This window comes from Janthinobacterium sp. HH104 (genome assembly GCF_001758715.1).
Classification (GTDB): domain Bacteria; phylum Pseudomonadota; class Gammaproteobacteria; order Burkholderiales; family Burkholderiaceae_D; genus Janthinobacterium; species Janthinobacterium aestuarii.
In genome coordinates this window covers 1-1,030 of record NZ_LRIB01000061.1, presented here as the reverse complement: position 1 = coordinate 1,030, position 1,030 = coordinate 1, and the positions used below count along the sequence as shown (strand labels likewise).

General features: G+C 51.2%; 1 rRNA gene. It reads right to left on the bottom strand.

What is annotated here, in order from left to right:
* Positions 1-1,030: ribosomal RNA gene (locus JAB6_RS27775) — 23S ribosomal RNA — on the bottom strand; the annotation flags it as partial.

Here is a 1,030-nt window from a genome sequence, read left to right as displayed (position 1 = left end):
CTCGTATGACTGAAGCTTAGAGGCTTTTCTTGGAACCACTTCCGATTGCTTCGTGAGCAAGCTCACTCGTCCCATCCCCTTGAATCCTGCGCCCGGATTTGCCTAAGCGCCTTCTATGAGACAGAAACTGACTATTCCAACAGTCAGACAACCTTCCGCGATCCGTCCCCCCATCGCATCATACGACGGTGCAGGAATATTAACCTGCTTCCCATCAGCTACGCATCTCTGCCTCGCCTTAGGGGCCGACTCACCCTGCTCCGATGAACGTTGAACAGGAAACCTTGGGCTTACGGCGTGGAGGCTTTTCACCCCCATTATCGCTACTCATGTCAGCATTCGCACTTCTGATACCTCCAGCATCCTTTACAAGACACCTTCGCAGGCTTACAGAACGCTCTCCTACCATATCCAATAAAGGATATCCGCAGCTTCGGTGACTGGCTTAGCCCCGTTACATCTTCCGCGCAGGACGACTCGATCAGTGAGCTATTACGCTTTCTTTAAATGATGGCTGCTTCTAAGCCAACATCCTGACTGTTTTAGCCTTCCCACTTCGTTTTCCACTTAGCCAATCTTTGGGACCTTAGCTGGCGGTCTGGGTTGTTTCCCTCTTGACGCCGGACGTTAGCACCCGACGTCTGTCTCCCAAGCTCGCACTCATCGGTATTCGGAGTTTGCAATGGTTTGGTAAGTCGCAATGACCCCCTAGCCATAACAGTGCTCTACCCCCGATGGTGATACTTGAGGCACTACCTAAATAGTTTTCGGAGAGAACCAGCTATTTCCAAGTTTGTTTAGCCTTTCACCCCTACCCACAGCTCATCCCCTAATTTTTCAACATTAGTGGGTTCGGACCTCCAGGGCGTGTTACCGCACCTTCATCCTGGCCATGAGTAGATCACTTGGTTTCGGGTCTACACCCAGCGACTGATCGCCCTATTCGGACTCGATTTCTCTACGGCTTCCCTATTCGGTTAACCTTGCCACTGAATGTAAGTCGCTGACCCATTATACAAAAGGTACGCAG